At 39.2% G+C, this 19,704-nt stretch carries 12 protein-coding genes and 1 other RNA gene; 8 read left to right on the top strand and 5 right to left on the bottom strand.

Features of this window, described 5'->3' with window-relative positions; genetic code table 11:
• The first annotated feature begins 114 nt into the window (after positions 1–114).
• Positions 115–2,010, top strand: coding sequence for an ATP-dependent zinc metalloprotease FtsH (ftsH, locus tag WJM97_RS17380; RefSeq protein ID WP_353930038.1), 1,896 nt, complete (start codon positions 115–117; stop codon positions 2,008–2,010).
• A gap of 119 nt (positions 2,011–2,129) precedes the next feature.
• On the opposite strand, the gene WJM97_RS17375 is transcribed toward ftsH, so the two are convergent.
• Positions 2,130–2,945: a DUF1838 domain-containing protein gene (locus WJM97_RS17375; protein WP_353930037.1), complete on the bottom strand. Its 816-nt coding sequence runs from the start codon at positions 2,943–2,945 to the stop codon at positions 2,130–2,132.
• A 24-nt stretch (positions 2,946–2,969) separates the two neighbouring features.
• Complete coding sequence (locus WJM97_RS17370; protein WP_353930036.1) at positions 2,970–4,001, bottom strand: VOC family protein; 1,032 nt, start codon at positions 3,999–4,001, stop codon at positions 2,970–2,972.
• A gap of 209 nt (positions 4,002–4,210) precedes the next feature.
• Between WJM97_RS17370 and WJM97_RS17365 the strand changes: the two genes are divergently transcribed.
• From WJM97_RS17365 to WJM97_RS17340, 6 genes are all read left to right on the top strand, one after another.
• Positions 4,211–4,519 carry a TIGR03792 family protein gene (locus WJM97_RS17365; protein WP_353930035.1) on the top strand — a complete coding sequence of 103 codons (309 nt, stop codon included), beginning with the start codon at positions 4,211–4,213 and terminating at the stop codon, positions 4,517–4,519.
• 93 nt (positions 4,520–4,612) lie between these two features.
• On the top strand, positions 4,613–6,286 hold the full coding sequence (locus WJM97_RS17360; protein WP_353930034.1) for an NYN domain-containing protein: 1,674 nt from the start codon (positions 4,613–4,615) through the stop codon (positions 6,284–6,286).
• 126 nt (positions 6,287–6,412) lie between these two features.
• Positions 6,413–6,802: a transfer-messenger RNA gene (gene ssrA / locus WJM97_RS17355) on the top strand.
• Positions 6,803–6,969: 167 nt separating this feature from the next.
• Positions 6,970–7,194, top strand: coding sequence for a hypothetical protein (locus tag WJM97_RS17350; protein WP_353930033.1), 225 nt, complete (start codon positions 6,970–6,972; stop codon positions 7,192–7,194).
• A 331-nt stretch (positions 7,195–7,525) separates the two neighbouring features.
• Complete coding sequence (locus tag WJM97_RS17345) at positions 7,526–9,244, top strand: diflavin flavoprotein (protein ID WP_353930032.1); 1,719 nt, start codon at positions 7,526–7,528, stop codon at positions 9,242–9,244.
• Between the two features lie 161 nt (positions 9,245–9,405).
• Positions 9,406–11,118, top strand: coding sequence for a diflavin flavoprotein (locus WJM97_RS17340; RefSeq protein ID WP_353930031.1), 1,713 nt, complete (start codon positions 9,406–9,408; stop codon positions 11,116–11,118).
• 170 nt (positions 11,119–11,288) lie between these two features.
• Here the strand turns inward: WJM97_RS17340 and WJM97_RS17335 are convergent, their stop codons facing one another.
• From WJM97_RS17335 to WJM97_RS17325, 3 genes are read right to left on the bottom strand one after another with little or no spacing between them, the layout of a single operon-like run.
• Entirely contained in the window at positions 11,289–11,912 is a 624-nt protein-coding gene (locus WJM97_RS17335; protein WP_353930030.1) for a hypothetical protein, read from the bottom strand.
• A 56-nt stretch (positions 11,913–11,968) separates the two neighbouring features.
• On the bottom strand, positions 11,969–16,408 hold the full coding sequence (locus WJM97_RS17330) for a putative Ig domain-containing protein (RefSeq protein WP_353930029.1): 4,440 nt from the start codon (positions 16,406–16,408) through the stop codon (positions 11,969–11,971).
• Positions 16,409–16,449: 41 nt separating this feature from the next.
• Complete coding sequence (locus WJM97_RS17325) at positions 16,450–17,502, bottom strand: TIGR03032 family protein (RefSeq protein ID WP_353930028.1); 1,053 nt, start codon at positions 17,500–17,502, stop codon at positions 16,450–16,452.
• A 594-nt stretch (positions 17,503–18,096) separates the two neighbouring features.
• Here WJM97_RS17325 and WJM97_RS17320 point away from each other — a divergent pair.
• Positions 18,097–19,176 carry an Hpt domain-containing protein gene (locus WJM97_RS17320; RefSeq protein ID WP_353930027.1) on the top strand — a complete coding sequence of 360 codons (1,080 nt, stop codon included), beginning with the start codon at positions 18,097–18,099 and terminating at the stop codon, positions 19,174–19,176.
• Positions 19,177–19,704 lie beyond the last annotated feature (528 nt).

The raw sequence follows: 19,704 nt of genomic DNA, 5'->3' as shown, positions 1-19,704 counted from the left end.
AACAGGAAGCTAGACTAGATAAGAAAACTGTAATTTCCAGTTATTGCTATTTCCGCCAGAAAATAGGCATAAAAGCAAAAGTCAACTTATGCCAAAATTAAAAGGGTAAATATTATGACAAATGTTGCTAAAAAGACATTGAAAAAACAGCATTCAACAAAGCGAGTTTCTTGGGTTGGGGCTTTGGCAGCAAGTATGATCATGTTGCCAGGAATTTTGGTAGGTAGTCCCGTTTTAGCACAGAAAGCAGAAACTAAATCTTTGTCCTACGGGGAATTACTCCAAAAAACCGAGCAAGGAGAAGTAAGAAAGGTAGATATTGATGATGGTGAACAAATAGCCAAGGTCTATTTAGTAGATCAAAAACCCGATGAAAAACCGATAGTAGTCAGACTGCTAGATCAAAACGCTGAGTTGATCAATAAACTCAAAGAAAAAAATGTAGAGTTTGGTCGGGTTTCGTCTGCTGAAAGTAAAGTAGCTATGGGTATATTACTAAACCTAGTATGGATATTACCATTAGTTGCCTTAATGCTATTATTGTTGCGTCGTTCGGCTAATGCTTCTAACCAAGCGATGAACTTCGGTAAATCTCGCGCTCGGTTTCAGATGGAAGCAAAAACCGGAGTAAAATTTGATGATGTGGCAGGAATTCAAGAAGCTAAGGAAGAATTAGAAGAAGTTGTCACTTTCCTCAAACAACCAGAAAAATTTACAGCAGTAGGGGCAAAAATACCTAAAGGTGTACTGTTAATTGGTTCTCCTGGAACTGGTAAAACCCTATTAGCAAAGGCTATTTCTGGAGAAGCTGGTGTACCATTCTTTAGTATTTCCGGTTCAGAATTTGTAGAGATGTTTGTGGGTGTGGGTGCTTCCCGTGTCCGTGACTTGTTTAAAAAAGCCAAAGATAACGCCCCTTGTATCATTTTTATTGATGAAATTGATGCCGTGGGGAGACAAAGGGGAGTAGGTATTGGTGGAGGTAATGACGAAAGAGAGCAAACCTTAAACCAACTATTAACAGAAATGGATGGTTTTGAAGGGAATACAGGCATTATTATTATTGCTGCTACCAACCGTCCTGATGTTTTAGATTCTGCATTATTACGTCCTGGTCGTTTTGATAGACAAGTAATTGTAGATGCGCCAGATTTAAAAGGACGTTTGGAGATATTACAGGTTCACGCACGGAATAAGAAATTAGATCCTAGTGTATCCTTAGATGCGATCGCCAGAAGAACTCCAGGTTTTACCGGTGCAGATTTAGCCAACCTCTTAAATGAAGCGGCAATTCTCACCGCTAGAAGACGTAAAGAAGCAATTACTATCCTAGAAATTGATGATGCGGTAGATAGAGTAGTTGCAGGGATGGAAGGTACACCTTTGGTAGACAGTAAAAATAAACGCCTAATTGCTTACCATGAAGTGGGACACGCCTTAGTTGGTACTTTAGTTAAAGACCATGATCCGGTACAAAAAGTTACTCTAATTCCCAGAGGACAAGCATTAGGTTTAACTTGGTTTACACCCAATGAAGAACAAGGTTTAATTTCCCGTTCTCAGATTATAGCTAGGATTATGGCAGCTTTAGGCGGTCGTGCTGCCGAGGAAATAGTCTTTGGGAAGCCAGAAGTTACCACAGGTGCAGGAAATGACTTGCAACAGGTGACAAACATGGCCAGACAAATGGTAACCCGATTTGGGATGTCTGATTTAGGTCCATTGTCCTTAGAAAGTCAAAGTCCGGAAGTATTTTTAGGGCGTGACTGGGGCCAAAAATCAGAATATTCGGAAGAAATCGCTGCTAAAATTGATGCTCAAGTGAGGGAGATTGTTGGTAATTGTTACATCAAATGTAAGGAAATTCTCCAAGAAAATCGCATTGTGATGGAAAATTTAGTTGATTTATTAACAGAACAGGAAACCATTGAAGGGGATGTATTTCGTAAGATTGTGGAAGATAATGTTCAGGATACGGTGAGAGATGAAAAGTTAGCTGTACCGCATTAGGAAGTCGTTAAGAGTATCCATCCTTGGGGATATTTAATGCTCTCCTGGCAAGCTTCAGCTATGGCAGGAGAGTTTTTTCCACATAAATCTGCATAATAGCGGAAAGTGCTGTAAAAAAATCAAACCTCTTCCGCTGCTGGTAAAGGAAAAGTTTCTCCAGCTAAATAAGCAGAAAAATTATTTTGAAAATACAACCAAGAAGTCATATCTTCCCCTTCCAGAAAAGCTTTTGGTGCTTGCTTATATAAAGGAACTCGATTATTAATTTCCGCTTGTAATAATGGGGGTAATTCCGTAAAACCACCCACCTTACTACCAATAGCACTATATATCATTTGTCCTGGTTGTTCACCCATTTTCATCCACGGCAACCATTGACCAATTCTATCCCAACATAATTTTAGTTCTGTGACAGAATTAAGTTCTGAATTGAGTAAATCTGCACTGGGGACAGTAATTTTAAATAATTCCGCAGCTTGATAAGTTGGAGATGGACAATAAGGGGCAAATTGTGGATCTTCGGCTAAAGGATTCGGATAATAGGGAAATAAATCAAAGACAAAAGAAGTATTTTCTCCCTCTACTTGGACAGGTAATTTACCCTTAAATTTACCTTGTACGGGACTATTGGCAACGTGCATCACAGGTACAGTTTCCCCAGTCCAAGGGTTTTCCCATTTCCGCACAATTTCATCATTTTCCGGGTTTAAATAATAGGTCAATTCCCTAGAAGTAAAATCCCAACGTCCTTCTGCTGTGGGAATACAGCGACTGACGCTCATACCCATTATTTTAAATAATAATTGCCGCTTTTCTCCAGGGACAAAACTATAAATTTTACCTGTCCAAACTAAAAAATTAGATTCATTCGGATCTAAAGAGGAACGGGTTTTTACCCATTGTTGGGCATCAACTTCTTGGATGTGAGCTACCATAATATAACCTCATAAATAATTAAACTATTTTTTTTCTACCAAAGTCCAGAAATAACCATCTGGTGCAACAAAGGAAAAACTCATTTCTCCAAATTCGTTACTCATGATGTTAGTAAATTTCTGAGCATGACTAGATTGTACCCGATCAAAATAATCTTCTATTCCTTGCACCTGGTAAGTGTAAAGGGACATTCCCAAACTTCCTGGTTGAGCTAATGTGTAATGAGATTCTAGACGGATATTTTCTGGAAACCTGACTATATAAAGCCTACCACTCCTTGCGGCCATCGCATCAGTCTGGGAAGAACGAGGATCATCAAAAGCTGTAACTATAAACTTTTCCCCTGGTTGGAGATCAAATAAATCTCTTCCTGCTAAGGAAGACTCATAGCTAGTTTCTACATCATCCCGTGTCCGCAATAAACCTAAAACATCTTCATAAAATTTCAGGGTTTGTTTGCTGTCGTCTTGGACTACTAACCCTAAATGGGTGAACTGACTGGTACTAAATGCTGCATCGTGGTTAATTTTCCCGTAGTGGGACATGACATAACCAAAGCGTTGAAATAATACTTGTCTACTGAGGGGTTGCAGTAGTAGCATTTCTCTCACTCCCACCGCTGGTTCAACGAAAGGACGGCTTTTTCTATCTTTTTGATAAATTACTTCCCAGTAAGGGTAACTGTATCTAATAGTTTTACCGATGGCTTTGGCGTTGTCTGCATGGTTTAAAATTCCTAATAAGTTATCAGTTAAAGCTGTAGTCCAGCGATTTCCTTTCACTTTCATGGAACTAATGCCTAAACCTTGATTTATGGGTTCTTCCCAAGTCATCAATCTGATTAAACCATGATCTGCGTCTTGGTGATAAAGACGAACTGCTTTTAGGGGAGAGTTGACCGCATATAATTGATACGCTGTATCTGCTGATAATTCTCCGACTTCCCCAATTCGATAACCAAACTGTTGCCAATATTGAATTGCTGAAATCGGCTCTGGAACGCCAATACAAACTTCGTAGATACCTGCTATTGTCGTCATTGTTCCTGGATTCATGGCCAAATCAATCTTGGTGTCAACTATTACTTGTATTTAGTTTCCTTGATTTTGGCAATTTTATAATTGTCAGCATAACATTATGTGGGTTTTTAGCAATGCTGAACTCCTATGATGGTATCTTTTTTCTAAGTAAGGTTGCAAAAGGTGCAGATTTTTACTTTGTCATCAATGCTGTGGTGGTTTTTGTAGATTGAGAGTGAAAAAATATGGTAATTGAGTTGTTGAAGTTTAAAGTTCCTGGAGAACTACGGGAAACATTTATCCAAAAGGATGAGGAAATCTGGAGTTCTGCGTTATCTAAGTATCCAGGATTTTTAGGTAAGGAAGTTTGGATTAATCCTGATGATTTTACAGAAGTGCTGATTGTGGTACGTTGGCAAAATCGGGAACTGTGGAAAGCTATACCTGAAGAGAAAATAAATGCGGTTTCCCAAGAATTTGACAACTCTCTGGGTTTTGAATATCAAATGTTAGCGGTGAGTGAATATCAAGTACGGAAATATTCTCAGATATAACACCAAAAATTGGTATAAATTAGTTATAAATTAAAATATTGGCGGCTAATTTCAATATTATCCACTAATATGCTGAAAATTGCTGTATAATTTATGTCAAATAATGAGCGATCGCTGGCAATCCATGATTCTGAGTTGTTGAATAAAATAGCCGTGCAACTTTGTCAAGCTATTGTCACTATTTACCATCAACAACCGGAATTATTACTGGAAAAGTACAGAAAGGTTAAATGGGAAAATCAATCTAATCAACTAGCTTTAATTAATAAGTTCATTGAATTACTTAGTGCAAGTCAAAACTGGGAAGAACTGATTAAAAAAGTCCGGGTATCTCTCACAGCAATTCTGGTGAACGAAGCTGCAAATTTGCCAAATATAACAGAATTAGTTACTGAAATTCGCAATCAAAACCCAGCTAATGTTAACTATGCAAATAATGGTTTTATTTCTAATGATTTAACACTTCCTGTATTATCTTTGGGAATTGCTGTTTTACTTTTAGATGCTGAAAATTTGCAAATCAATACAAACACAGAAAAATTTTTAGCTACTGTCTGCAATTTCCCTATTCAAGTAAAAATTGCCTTTGCTAATTGGGGTAATCGGGGTAAATTAGACGTAGAATTACATGAACGTGGTTATGATTTAATTCATGTACCCGCAGGTAGAGATAATGCAGATGGGAAAATGATCGCTTTTGGAGCATCAATTCATGAACTTTATCCTCATGCTAAAGCGGTTTTTGTTTGTTCTTCAGATAAAGTAATGACGAATTTGTGCAACAATTTACAGCAACATGGTTTAATTGTTTATCAAGTTAGTCAGCATGGAGAAAATATCAATATCTTCAATAATACCACCGCTGAAACAACTATTTATAATGTTAAACCATTACCAGAGATACCATCCCTTGAACAATTTATTCTGCAACTAAAAACAATTATTAGAGAAGAGCAAAAGCTAAGTAAAAGTTTTTGGATTAAACTATCTCAACTTTCTCAGATATATAAAGATAAATATCAATTAAATATTAGTCACATTGTCTCTAAACATTTGCCTGGTAAAAGAGCTAGAGATATATTCATTAACTATCCTGCTGATTTTGTGATTCATCAAGTTGATGATGTGGGAGAATTATATGTAACTATTTTTGAAAATAATAATATTCAAGATACAAATCAAAATATATCATTTATAGACGATTTCTCTACACCTCATCCTATATTTAATATTCAATCTCAAGTAGATTTAGAACAAGCAATTAAAAATATATTTATAGAGTTATCACAAACTTCAAACAATGAAAGTTTTGATATTAGTGTTTTAGCCAGTAAATTTAAGCAAAAATATGGTAGATCAATTACTGAGCAAATGAAAGGTTTAAAAATTACTGGTAACTTTGTTAAGTTTTTGCAGTCTTGTAATTATTTTCAAGTTCAACTAACAGATAATAAATGGGAAGTAAGTAAATTTAATTCTGGTTTTGATTCTGGTTTAAAATCTTCAGTGATATCCTCTGAAATTAGTTCAGCAACTGATTTAGAACAAGCCCTAAAAATGATTATATTGGCATTAACAGAAAATAATCAAAATAGTTATGTAGATGCGAGTGTTTTGGGGGTAAAATTTCATCATAAATATGGTAAACCCATTACTAGACAACTGAAAGATATACAGATTAATAGTAGCTTCATTAAGTTCTTACAATCTTGTAATTCTTTCCAAATACATAAAAATGGGAATAAATATAAAGTATTACTGTCCTAGGTAATGGGTAATTGAGGGAAAATAGAGTTGATGACCCAGTTCCCTGACAACGGATAAAAAAATTTTGTCTTCCAATCAACACATTTTTATAATCTTGGACTATAATACAAGTGTAAAGAACCTCATGGGGCTTTAACGGTTTCGACAGGTTGGCGAAAGCTGCTCTGTGATTCAGGTCGAGAGTGAGTCTCCTCTCGCAAATCAAAGGCTCAAACAAAAAGTAAATGCGAACAATATCGTAAGCTTTGCTCGTAAGGACGCACTAGTTGCTGCCTAAAAACCTCTTATAGGTCCGAGCGTCTCCAGTTTGACTCCGTTAAGGACTAGAGACCAAACCCCAACGGATGCTTCAGTAAACGTTCTCTGGTTGGTTTGCTGACTAAGATTAAATCAGAGCATCCTACGTTCGGGATAATGAACGATTCCCGCCTTGAGGGTTAGAAAGGCTAAACCTGTGAACGAGCGGGGAGTCAATACCCAATTTGGACATGGGTTCAATTCCCATAAGCTCCATTTTAAATGATTAACAAGTCCACTTGCACTTTTATGTGTGGGTGGATTTTGTTTTGGAGGTTTTATTTATGTGTTGATATTATCATAGTTGCTGTGAGCGATCAGACGACACGCTAACGGTTTTTATCGAGTATTATGGGGAATAGTGGCTATTTTTTACCCGTTGATGTATGGGAATTGATTTTCAACCATATTTAAAATCTATTTACACTAATTATCAACATTGGTGGAGTTTAGATACTCTAACAAATACCGTAGGTTGGGAAAAAGTTGAGGGTAAAAAATTATCTTCACTGTTTGATTTTGGATTAGAAGCACGGATAATTAAACCAAAATATCAAATTGAAACTTCTGAAAGAACAGAACCTATATTTAATTACCGTCAAATCCTATAGTGATACTTTGTTTTAAAGGTATTTAGATCCCAAGTTATTACAATATTCTGTTATCTGCGACAAATCATTTGTCAAGAAATGCAGAAATATGTATGATAATCTTGGGAATTTGAGTGATACCGAGCAAGAGAAATATTTTAAATATTTTATTGGTATTGCTAACAACATATTCAATACATAATATATGTTCGTGTCAATAACTCAGCTAAAAAATAGCAGTCTTTGATACAAATTTGATTTGACTAAATATATTCTTAATTACAGCGTTAAAAAAACTTTACTAAGACAATGGGGGTGACAAGAAAATATTATTAAGACTCAGGGAAAAAGCATGGTAGCTCTCTCAGAGAACGTTCAACCTCGGTTAACTATACAAACTGTAGAAATTGCTCCTAATACTACAGCGATTCGCTCCCTTGATTGGGATCGTGATCGTTTTGATATTGAATTTGGATTGCAAAATGGTACAACCTATAATTCATATTTAATTAGGGGTGAACAAACAGTTTTAATTGATACTTCTCATCAGAAGTTCCGTCAGTTGTATTTAGATACTCTCAAAGGACTTGTTAACCCTAAAACAATTGATTATGTAATTGTCAGTCATACCGAACCTGATCACAGTGGTTTAATTGAAGATGTATTACAGTTAGCACCGAGAGCGACTGTTTTAGCTTCTAAAGTAGCATTGCAATTTTTAGAAGGTTTAGTACATAATCCTTTTTCCAAAAGAATAGTTAAAAGTGGCGATCGCATTAACATCGGTAAAGGTCATGAAATAGAATTTGTCAGTGCGCCAAATTTACATTGGCCAGATACAATTTTTAGTTTTGATCGTAAAACCCAAATTCTTTACACCTGTGATGCTTTTGGGATGCACTTCTGTGATAGTCACATTTTTGACGAAGATTTAGAAGCAATTGAAGCTGATTTTCGCTTTTATTATGATTGCTTAATGGGTCCCAATGCTCGCTCTTTATTAAATGCAATGAAGAGAATGGGTGACTTAGGTAAAATTCAAATTATTGCCAATGGACACGGACCATTACTATATCATCACCTGGATTTTTTAACTGAGTGTTATCAAAATTGGAGTCAAAAACAAGCAACAACAGAAACTATTGTAGGTTTGTTTTATGTTTCCGGTTATGGTTATAGTGATCACTTAGCTCATGCTATTGGTGATGGGATTCAAAAATCTAGTGTAGCAGTAGAAATAATTGACCTCAAAACAGCAGAATTGCAAGAAATTCAAGAATTAGCAGGTAGAGCATCAGGTTTAATTATTGGAATGCCTCCTACTTCTTCAATTGTGGCACAAGCTGGGATCAGTTCATTATTATCTGTAGCTAAAAATAAACAAGTTATCGGATTATTTGAATGCTATGGTGGTGATGATGAACCCATTGATACCCTGCGGCGTAAGTTTATTGACTTAGGTATTAAAGAAGCATTTCCAGCAATTAGAATTAAAGAAATTCCTAGTGAACACACCTACCAAACTTGTCTAGAAGCAGGTGTAAATTTAGGGAAATTGGTGATGCGAGAACGCAACATCAAACAAATTAAATCCCTCGACGTGAATATGGAAAAAGCGTTGGGAAGAATTAGCAGTGGACTATATATTGTCACAGCTACAAAAGGTAATGTTAGCGGTGCAATGATCGCTTCTTGGGTAACACAGGCTAGTTTTCAACCATTGGGATTTACTATTGCTGTAGCTAAAACTAGAGCCATTGATCAATTATTGCAAATAGGCGATCGCTTTGTTCTCAATGTATTAGAAGAAGGCAACTATCAAAACCTAAAAAAACACTTCCTGAAACGTTTACTTCCAGGTACAGATAAATTTGCTGGAGTTAAAACCCAAACTGCTCAAAATGGTTCACCAATTTTAGCAGAAGCACTCGCATATATGGAATGTCAAGTAGTTAGCAATATGGAATGTAGTGACCATTGGATTTTATATTGCACAGTTACAGATGGCAAGGTTTCTAAACCTGAATCTCTCACCGCAGTACGTCATCGTAAGGTAGGAAACTATTACTAATTGGTGATTGGTGATTGGTGATTATTACCCATTACCCATTACCTATTACCTATTACCTATCTAGAATATTTGATAAATATTATGCTTCTGATTCTATTTCCAAGGCTTTTACATCTGCTCAAAATTTTGTTTCTCAAATTTTCTCTTCACAACAAAAATCTATGACAGAATCTAAACCTCGTGATGTACAAATTGTCCCTATCGCTACAAATACTAAGGGATTTAGAGCTAGAAGTTGGTCACGTCTGCGATTTGAAATTGAATATGCACTTTGTCGGGGTACTACTTCCAATAGTTATTTAATAGAAGGTGATCAAACAGCATTAATTGATCCTCCAGGTGAAGGTTTCACCAGTATTTATCTACAAGCTTTAGAGGGGACAATTAATTTTAGTAAATTGGATTATGTGATTTTAGGTCATTTTAGTCCTAACCGTGTACCAACCTTAAAAGCTATTTTGGAACTTGCACCACAAATTACTTTTGTTTGTTCTGTTTTAGGTGCAAATAATTTGCGTGCTGCTTTTGTAGACCAAGATATTAAAGTTTTGGTGATGCGTGGTAAGGAAATTTTAGATTTAGGAAAAGGTCATGTTTTAAAATTCTTACCTATTCCTAGTCCTCGTTGGCCAGAAGCACTTTGCACTTACGATCCCCAAACCCAAATTCTTTACACAGATAAGTTATTTGGAGTGCATATCTGCGGTGATGATGTTTTTGATGATCATTCACAAGCTTTTCAGGAAGACCAGCGCTATTACTTTAATTGCTTAATGGCTCCCCATGCAACTCATGTAGAAGCTGCTTTAGAAAAAATTTCTGATTTGCAGGTGAGAATGTATGGTGTTGCTCATGGGCCTTTTATTCGCAGTGGTTTGATTGAATTGACTCAAGCATATAGTCAATGGAGTCGCGCTCAAAAAGACCGGGAAATTTCTGTTTCTTTACTGTACGCTTCTGCCTATGGCAATACTGCAACTTTAGCACAGGCGATGGCTTTGGGTTTAACCAAGGGTGGTGTCGCGGTTCAATCTATTAATTGTGAATTTGCTACACCGGAAGAAATCCATAGTACGATTGAACAAACGGATGGTTTAATCATTGGTACTCCTACCATTGGTGGTCATGCACCTACACCTATTCATACAGCTTTAGGGATTGTTTTAGCTACTGGTGACAATAGTAAGTTAGCGGGGGTGTTTGGTTCTTATGGTTGGAGTGGTGAAGCTTTAGATTTGGTGGAAGGTAAACTTAGAGATGCTGGTTATCGCTTTGGTTTTGAAACTTTGAAAGTCAAGTTTAAACCAGACGAAGTCACTTTGAAGTTGTGCGAAGAAATTGGGACAGACTTTGCTCAGAGTTTAAAGAAAGCGAAGAAGGTTCGTGTCCCCCAGCAAGTTGCTACATCTGTAGAACAAGCAGTTGGCAGAATTATTGGTTCTGTCTGTGTGGTTGCAGCTAAACAAGGGGAAGTTTCTACAGGGATGCTAGGGTCTTGGGTATCTCAAGCTACTTTTAATCCACCGGGAATTACAGTGGCGATCGCTAAGGAAAGAGCGGTTGAATCTTTAATGTATCCTGGTGGTAAGTTTGTGTTAAATATTCTCCCAGAAGGTGTTCATGTAGACTACATGAAACATTTCCGTAAAAATTTTGCACCTGGTGAAGATAGGTTTGCAAATTTCCCAACCCTAGATGCAGAAAATGGTTGTGCAGTGCTGACTGATGCTGCTGCATATTTAGAATGTTCTGTCAGTCAAAGACTGGAATGTGGGGATCATTGGGTAGTGTACGCAACTGTGGATAACGGTAAATTACTTAAACCTGATGTGATGACTGCTATCAACCATCGCAAAACAGGAACACATTATTAACTGTTACAGCAGATTTCATGCTAATCAGGTACACAATTGAATATTGAAACTCTTGTGGTGCGGGCATCTTGCCCGCCAATTGTCTACCTCATAACACCGGGAAATGCTGTAATTGCCTGAATCCAGGCCAAGGTCTAGGCGAACGGCCGTTCGCCCTCCTGACTTAGTTCCTATTCGATTTGTGACATTGCTTTTGTTTTAACTTGCTCTTGTCTGTATCTTTTACGAATAGCGAAAGCAGCACCCAAAATACCCAAACTCAACATCGGTGAAAACTCAAAAGGTACAGCGGTAGCACTAAGAGTCCCGAATTGATCATTAGCAGTAAAATTGTTAAAATCCGTAAAACTAATACCAGAACCAGCCGTAGTATCTAGTAGATAACCCAAATCACCATCACCAATAGCGAAACCAGTAGAACTATTAGCATTACCTGATTGAAGAACATTACCACTAGCAATATCGTAATTGAAATTAAAGCTAGGGTTAAAGCTTAAAAGTTGTGAAAGATTGTAGGTTGCTAGTGTACCTTCATTAGTATTGCTAAAAGTGATATCAAAAGCTGTCACTTCATTACCACCAGATAAATTTCCCCCTTCCAGAACTCCGTCTGAGTCCAAATCAACACCGCTAAAAGTTCCCGTCAAAGAAGATGTACCAGCACCGAAAGCATCAGTACCAGTCCAAGTCAAGTTAAAATCTAAGGCATTGGCGGGATGAGAAACACCGAAACCCATCACAAAAGTCAATAGTGAAAGCTGGAAAAAACGATCACGCAAATTGTTGAATAACATCAAAAAATCTCCTCAAGTAATTAAATTAGGGCTTATACAAAGCCACAATAGCTAATCTAAATAGTCACAAAGTCGCTGGCATCAATTAATGTAGAATTAACATTAATCAACCTCATCAACTCCACACCATTGGAATCGAATATCTGCGTATGAGAATTCAAAGCTGAGACAGTCACATCCGTGCTAACGTTGCCAGTGCCGAAAGTTAAACCTCCAGACAAACCTAATCTGTCAAAACCATCGGTAAAATCAATGACAATATCTAATCCGTTACCTGGTTCAACAGCAAAGATATCATTGCCAGTATTACCTCCCAAGAGCAGTGTATCTCCGTAAAGGAAATCTGTACCGAGACCACCATAGAGAATATCATCACCCCCTTCCCCATAAAGTCTGTCGTTACCGGCATTGCCTCTGATTTCATCATTGCCATCACCCCCTTGTAACTTATCGTTAGCAGCAGTACCAAAGATACTATTGTTACCACTGTCACCAGTGGTGTCAGTATTTGCAGTTTTGACAATCAGATCAAAGTTAGTGCTAGTGCTGTTGCTGCCATCATTGACGGTAACAGTAATAATGTTTGTACCAATACCGTCTGCTGTACCAGTGAAAGTTTGAGTACCAGGGTCAAAACTCAACCAACTGGGTGTTCCTGATGCGTTATAGGTAAGAGTATTACCCTCTGGGTCAGAGAAGATAGTGTTAGGAAGGGTAAAGTTAAAGACGCTATTGTTATCAACTGACTGACTAGGAATAAGGGTGTTGACAATAGGTGCTTCGTTAACGTCAGTGACAGTCAAGGTGTAAGCAGTGGTGGCATCTGGTGTTGTCCCTACTGTAAAATCATCTACTTCAACATTGACGCTGTAACTAGTCTTGGTTTCAAAATCTAGCACAGTGCCAGCTTTGACATACAAGCCATTGCTGTCAACTTCAAAGAAACTCGCATCATTACCCGTTAAACTCAGATTATTTATCCCCAGTCCATCATCAGTCACGGCAATATCTGCTACTTTCACCCTACTGGTAGTATCAGTATTTTCTACCAAGCTAGTAATAGTATTGCTGAGAGTGACGGCTGTGGGTGGGTTGTTGAGGTTGACAATATTTAAAGTCGTCGTTGCTACCGCACTAGTATTGGAATGGGCAGCACCGTCATCAACTACAAACTCAATTATCCGGGTAGTAGTATCAGGAGAAGCCGCCGTATTGTTGTAAGTAATGGTGCGGAGGACTTGCTCATATTCGGCAACCGTACCTGCTCCACTCAGAGTCAGAACCCCATTGCTATAACTAGTGGTAATGCTGCCTGTGGTAGTGGCAGAAAGGATTTCATCAGCCCCATCTAAAACGTTGGTAATAGTAACAGTTGCCCCGACTAGGTTGGCTGAATTACTGTCTACTAAAGTCAAGTCAGTATCAACAACTAAGACAGAACGGCCACTAAAAGTAGTATTGAAATCAATGTCATCCGTGTCAATACTAGATAGTTGGGAAAGTTCAAGAACGCCACTAGAGCCGATGCCAGCCCGACCAAACACCACGTAGCTCTGCCCTGAACGACTACCATTGGGGGAGGCATATCTTGCCCCAAGAATCAGGTCATCAATGCCATCGCCGTTGATGTCTCCTGCACCGCTGACTGAAGTGCCTGATCTGTCATCCAGATTAATGCCGTTAATAGCAAAGCCATTACTGCCGTTAAGAGTGGAGAGATTGAGGTTGGAACTAAAGCCACTGCTGCTACCAAACACCACGTAGCTCTGTCCTGAACCACTACCATTGGGGGAGGCATTTGGTGCCCCAAGAATCAGGTCATCAATGCCATCGCCGTTGATGTCTCCTGCACTGCTGACTGACCTACCTGAGAAGTCACCTAAATTAATGCCGTTAATAGTAAAGCCATTGCTGCCGTTGAGAGTGGAGAGTTCGAGGGTGGAACTAAAGCCACCGCTACTGCCAAACACCACATAGCTCTGTCCTGACTCACTAATACCATTGGGGGAGGCATTTGGTGCCCCAAGAATCAGGTCATCAATGCCATCGCCGTTGATGTCTCCTGCACTGCTGACTGAATAGCCTGATCTGTCATCCGCATTAATGCCGTTAATAGCGAAGCCATTGCTGCCGTTGAGAGTGGAGAGTTCAAGACTGGAACTAAAGCCACTGCTACTGCCAAATACCACATAGCTCTGCCCTGAAGTACTGCCGTTGGGGTCGGCAAAAAAAGCCCCAATAATCAGGTCATCGAAGCCGTCGCCGTTGATGTCCCCCGCACTGCTGACTGACCTACCTGAGAAGTCACCTAAATTAATGCCGTTAATAGCGAAGCCATTACTGCCGTTAAGAGTGGAGAGATTGAGGTTGGAACTAAAGCCACTGCTGCTACCAAACACCACGTAGCTCTGTCCTGAACCACTACCATTGGGGGAGGCATTTGGTGCCCCAAGAATCAGGTCATCAATGCCATCGCCGTTGATGTCTCCTGCACTGCTGACTGACCTACCTGAGAAGTCACCTAAATTAATGCCGTTAATAGTAAAGCCATTGCTGCCGTTGAGAGTGGAGAGTTCGAGGGTGGAACTAAAGCCACCGCTACTGCCAAACACCACATAGCTCTGTCCTGACTCACTAATACCGTTGGGGTCGGCACCGTATGCCCCAATAATCAGGTCATCCAAGCCGTCGCCGTTGATGTCCCCCGCACTGCTGACAGACCTGCCTGAACGGTCATTCGCATTAATACCGTTAATAGCGAAGCCGTTGCTGCCGTTGAGGGTGGAGAGGTTGAGGCTGGAACTGAAGCCACTGCTGCTGCCAAACACTACGTAGCTCTGCCCTGAAGTACTGCCGTTGGGGTCGGCAAAAAAAGCCCCAATAATCAGGTCATCGAAGCCGTCGCCGTTGATGTCCCCCGCACTGCTGACTGACCTACCTGAGAAGTCACCCCCATTAATGCCGTTAATAGCGAAGCCGTTGCTGCCGTTGAGGTCGAGGACGGGGGACGCGTTACCAAACACCACGTAGCTCTGCCCTGAACTAATACCATTGGGGTCTGCACGGTATGCCCCAATAATCAGGTCATCAAAGCCGTCGCCGTTGATGTCCCCAGCACTGCTGACAGACCAACCTGCTTGGTCATCTAGATTAATGCCGTTAATAGCAAAGCCATTGCTGCCGTTGAGAGTGGAGAGATTGAGGGAGGAACTGAAGCCACTGCTGCTGCCAAATACTACGTAGCTCTGTCCTGAATTGCCACCATTGGGGGAGGCAAATCTTGCTCCAATAATCAGGTCATCAAAGCCGTCGCCGTTGATATCCCCCGCACTGCTGACAGACCAGCCTGAAATGTCACCCGCATTAATGCCGTTAATAGCGAAGCCGTTGCTACCGTTAAGGGTGGAGAGGTTGAACGAGGAACTGAAGCCATTGCTGCTGCCAAACACTACGTAGCTCTGCCCTGAACTATTACCGTTAGGGTCGGCACGATATGCCCCAATAATCAGGTCATCAAAGCCGTCGCCGTTGATATCCCCCGCACTGCTGACTGAATTGCCTGAATAGTCATCCGCATTAATGCCGTTAGTAGCGAAGCCGTTGCTGCCATTGAGGGTGGAGAGGTTGAGCCTAGAACTGAAGCCACTACGGCTGCCAAACACTACGTAGCTCTGCCCTGAACGTACGCCGTTAGGGTCGGCATTTCTAGCCCCAATAATCAGGTCATCCAAGCCGTCGCCGTTGATGTCCCCCGCACTGCTGACAGACCAGCCTGAAAGGTCATAGGGATTAATGCCATTAATAGCAAAGCCGTTGCTGCCATTGAGGGTGGAGAGGTTGAGCCTAGAACTGAAGCCACTACGGCTGCCAAACACTACGTAGCTCTGCCCTGAACTATTACCGTTGGGGTCAGCACGATATGCCCCAATAATCAGGTCATCTAAGCCGTCGCCGTTGATGTCCCCCGCACTGCTGACAGACCAGCCTGAAAGGTCATAGGGATTAATGCCATTAATAGCAAAGCCGTTGCTGCCGTTGAGGGTGGAGAGGTTGAGCCTAGAACTGAAGCCACTACGGCTGCCAAACACTACGTAGCTCTGCCCTGAACTATTACCGTTGGGGTCGGCACGATATGCCCCAATAATCAGGTCATCAAAGCCGTCGCCGTTGATATCCCCCGCACTGCTGACTGAATTGCCTGAATAGTCATCCGCATTAATGCCGTTAATAGCGAAGCCGTTGCTGCCATTGAGTGTGGAGAGTTCGAGACTGGAACTGAAGGGAATGCTACTGCCAAACACTACATAGCTCTGTCCTGAAGCATTACCATTGGGGTCGGCACGTGAAGCCCCAATAATCAAGTCATCAAAGCCGTCGCCGTTGAAGTCTCCTGCACTGCTGACTGAAAAACCTGAGTAGTCAAAGGCATTAATGCCGTTAATAGCGAAGCCGTTGCTGCCGTTGAGGTCAGAGAGATTGAATGTTGAATTTGTCATGTTTTTGGTTGTTTTTGTCGTGATTATCCTTAATTTTTAGTCTAAAAAGTATCATTGTTGCCAATGGTAATTACTCGTCTAATTTCGTCACTGCGAAAACCGATCGCCATCGGACGACGAATTTGTGGTAATACTGCTATGTCATACAATTCGTTAACTACGCCTTCGATGTTGAGAGAGTGAACGATATCCCCTGTTTTTAGGTCTATAACCAACAAACCGCACCTAGCCGCAGTATCTTTGTCCATCAACTTGTCATCTAGAGGTAAGCCGCTGAGGGTTTTGGTATGACGAGATTCGGAAATACCTACAATGGCAAAGTTGTGATGAAATGCCAGTCCTCTTTGATAGCCTGGACAAAAGGTTATGGCTTGAAATTTTCCTGTTTGTAAATCTGCATAACCAAATTCCCCTGTACCAGAATTGAGTAACCACAATTTGTCTTGATACCACCGGGGAGAATGGGGCATGGATAGCCCTGCTAGGACTATTTCGTTACTGTCAATATCTATGATGCAACCGCCTCCTACCCGCTTTTGTCGCCAGCCCTCGTTAACATCCGACTGACTAATGACGCTGACGTATTTAGGTTTGCCATCTTTTAATGCCAAGCCGTTGAGGTGACATCTATCCTCTGCTGCGAGTTTAGAGATGAATGGTGGTTGCCAAACTGGGACAAAACTATGGGTTTGGCTGACGGTGGCTAAACAGCTAAATAGGGTGTTAGCAAAAACTATTTGTTGCTTGTCATCAACGACAATATCGTGAATATCTAAGTCCCCTGTGATGTAACCAACTTGGGGCAAATAGATGGCATCATGATTATTGTGGATTTCCCCTGGTGCGAGGGTGTTTTCAAATCGCCACAGTTGATAAAGGGTGCTAATATAGAGGCTGTTGCCTGTGGCGTATAAGCCCATACACCTGTCTAGGGTGCGCTCGAATATGGCTAGTTTACCAGTTGGTTCTAAGCCGATGAAAAATACTTTACCGGCTTGGTAAGTCGTAAATACAAGGCTGAGATGTTGTTCATATAGCCAAGGTACAAATTGTCTAGATGCAGTAATTTCTAGTTGAGGCTTTGTTGTGTTCATTTGAATATAGATTTCATGAACGACGTAAAATCATTATTCTTTTAGTATTATTTCGATATAACATTTGTATTTCTAATATACTTAGAAAAGTTAGACTCACCAGCAGAATTTGACTTAGTGGTTACTCATCACTTACTTGAATATACTCATACGTAATACTCACTGTCAAGTGTTTTATAAACTAGTTATTATGAAAATTGGTGTATCATGTCTTCAAATTACCACGAATATATAAGTAGATAATCACATTTGACCATAATTCAGATGCTAAAATCTGAACCGTATTTATAGAAGCATGATTGATAGAATGTTTAGTTATATGTTAATCTCAACAATTGTAAATATAGTATTGTATTTATGCACAGAAAATCGCCCATACATAGGTTAGATGAATCAACAAAGCAATGTAATGAATATGAGTTTAATTTTGGCTGAAGATATAAATTAAGTGAAAAGTGGGTAATCTAATATATGGTAAATATTAATTGAACCTTTCATAACTTTAAAAATGTATAAATTGAAACTCATTGTCTAAAATGAATTTTTATTAAAGCCTTTAACTAATAACTTAATATTCAGATCAAGGTTAAAGCTATGAACCCCCAAGAGTTTAAAAAAATCATCGGTTATTTTATCACCGAGTCACAGGAGCATCTCCAGACCATCTACACAGGTTTATCTGATTTACAAAATACAATTAATAATCAAGAAGAATTAGATGCTATGTTCCGAGCTACCTTTAGTATGAAAGGAGGCTCGGCAATGTTAGGATTTACAAGAATGCAGAAAATTGTCTATTATTTAGAAGACTGTTTAAAATTACTGCATTATCCAATTATTGCTGATCAATCTTTACAGACATTATTCCTAGAAATTTATGATGTAATTAAAAGATTAGTTGATGAAATTAACACTCATGAGGGATTAACAGAAAAGAAAGTTAATGATATTACTAAAAACATTGATCATATTTATAATATTTTAAATTCTCATCTACTTTTTCTAATTAATAAATCAAATTATAAAACCAAAATCACGAATAGAGATACCTGTAAAACCTGGGGTTATGACATCCCATTAAAACTAATTTTATTAGACACCAAAAACTTTTTATGTAGAACCTTTGCTGACTACTTTGAAGGTTTACCCAACGTAGAAATCATTCATGGAACTTTTGACAAATTGCCTTTTTTTGATTGTATAGTCACTGCGGCCAGTTCATTAAAATCAGCCACAAATAAGACTGATACAGCTATCTTAGAATTTTTTGGTCACGATGTTGAACAGGTTATACAAAATCGTATTCAAGCAGAATATTTAGGAGATCAACCCATAGGTACATCATTAATTGTCGAAACAAATCATCCTTTACATCCTTTTATAGCTCATGTTCCCACTTTAAGAATGCAAATTTCCATAGCTGGCAATGATCATGTTTATCAAGCTCTATGGTCTACTTTATTAGCTATTCGTCAACATAATAGATATTATTGTAATTGTTTACATAAGCAAATTAATATAGTCGCTATTCCCGGTTTAGGAACAAGTCCTGGTAGTGTTCCTATTGATGAAATCGCTAGACAAATGTCTATGGCATATCAAAATTTTCTCTTTAGCGTGCCACCTTTACAAAACTCTTATCAGCGTCAAGTTTTAGCTTCAGTTACAGTTTAATCAACAGATGCAAAGTAAAATTTTTTTAAGTTAGGCAATAATTACGGAGACATTCCGAAAATACTGGATTAGTCTTGAATGATAAAGGTGTTAGTAGTAGGAACTTATTTATTATATAAACGTTTTAAATAAAAGACCAACTACTGCCCAGGCAATTTTATAATATTTTCTTCATTCCATGACCTCCAACCACACAAAAATTAAATTTCCTCTGTGGGATTATTTGAACCAACCCCTATTTAGTAGTGATACTAAATTAATTTTGAATCCTCGTAGATTTGAGCAAGTCTGGAGAATTCAGCTTTTAGAAAGATGCTGGATTCAACATTCTGATGCTAGAGGCCATCAACAGTCTTAATTGATAGGGAATAGAAAATATTTGTTTTTGTTCCCGCTTCCAACTCTTGTAAGGGTTTAGCACTGCTAAACCCCTACTAAACCCCTACTAAATGATTCCTGATTATGCTACACTCAAATATTCTCTTGGGAAAGTTCCCATAATTTTTAGTATCTTAGAACTACTAAGTT

This window comes from Okeanomitos corallinicola TIOX110, from assembly GCF_038050375.1.
Classification (GTDB): Bacteria; Cyanobacteriota; Cyanobacteriia; order Cyanobacteriales; family Nostocaceae; genus Okeanomitos; species Okeanomitos corallinicola.
Note: the sequence above shows the minus strand (reverse complement) of the source record. Positions and strands in the feature narration are given on the sequence as shown.

Coding starts and splice junctions, on each gene's coding strand:
- WJM97_RS17370 (WP_353930036.1), bottom strand. CDS start 4,001: ATGAATCCAGGAACAATGACGACAATAGCAGGTATCTACGAAGTTTGT.
- WJM97_RS17345 (WP_353930032.1), top strand. CDS start 7,526: ATGGTAGCTCTCTCAGAGAACGTTCAACCTCGGTTAACTATACAAACT.
- WJM97_RS17365 (WP_353930035.1), top strand. CDS start 4,211: ATGGTAATTGAGTTGTTGAAGTTTAAAGTTCCTGGAGAACTACGGGAA.
- WJM97_RS17340 (WP_353930031.1), top strand. CDS start 9,406: ATGACAGAATCTAAACCTCGTGATGTACAAATTGTCCCTATCGCTACA.
- WJM97_RS17335 (WP_353930030.1), bottom strand. CDS start 11,912: ATGTTATTCAACAATTTGCGTGATCGTTTTTTCCAGCTTTCACTATTG.
- ftsH (WP_353930038.1), top strand. CDS start 115: ATGACAAATGTTGCTAAAAAGACATTGAAAAAACAGCATTCAACAAAG.
- WJM97_RS17325 (WP_353930028.1), bottom strand. CDS start 17,502: ATGAACACAACAAAGCCTCAACTAGAAATTACTGCATCTAGACAATTT.
- WJM97_RS17350 (WP_353930033.1), top strand. CDS start 6,970: ATGGGAATTGATTTTCAACCATATTTAAAATCTATTTACACTAATTAT.
- WJM97_RS17320 (WP_353930027.1), top strand. CDS start 18,097: ATGAACCCCCAAGAGTTTAAAAAAATCATCGGTTATTTTATCACCGAG.
- WJM97_RS17360 (WP_353930034.1), top strand. CDS start 4,613: ATGTCAAATAATGAGCGATCGCTGGCAATCCATGATTCTGAGTTGTTG.
- WJM97_RS17330 (WP_353930029.1), bottom strand. CDS start 16,408: ATGACAAATTCAACATTCAATCTCTCTGACCTCAACGGCAGCAACGGC.
- WJM97_RS17375 (WP_353930037.1), bottom strand. CDS start 2,945: ATGGTAGCTCACATCCAAGAAGTTGATGCCCAACAATGGGTAAAAACC.